Genomic DNA, 238 nt, shown 5'->3' with positions numbered 1-238 from the left:
AACCACAATTGCTTTAATTCGGTCGCAAGCTAATTCAACTTGATCGTTTTCTACAACATAGTCATAAGCGTCCATCATTTCGATTTCTTCTTTCGCTACAGTTAAACGATTTTCAATAACATCTTCAGTTTCTGTACCACGGCCAACAATTCGGTTCTTTAGTTCAGATAAACTTGGAGGTGCTAAGAAAATAAATACACCTTCAGGGAAGGCTTTCTTAACTTGAATTGCTCCTTGC

At 37.4% G+C, this 238-nt stretch carries 1 protein-coding gene; it reads right to left on the bottom strand.

Annotated features, from left to right (window positions below):
• A partial coding sequence (locus JDS92_RS30460; protein WP_472926314.1) for a nucleoside/nucleotide kinase family protein occupies positions 1–238 on the bottom strand: 238 nt, incomplete at both ends.

The sequence above is a fragment of the Bacillus cereus group sp. N12 genome (genome assembly GCF_016483575.1).
Taxonomy (GTDB): Bacteria; Bacillota; Bacilli; order Bacillales; family Bacillaceae_G; genus Bacillus_A; species Bacillus_A toyonensis.
The sequence above is the reverse complement of the archived record's forward strand: the minus strand, read 5'-3'. Positions and strand labels throughout refer to the sequence as shown.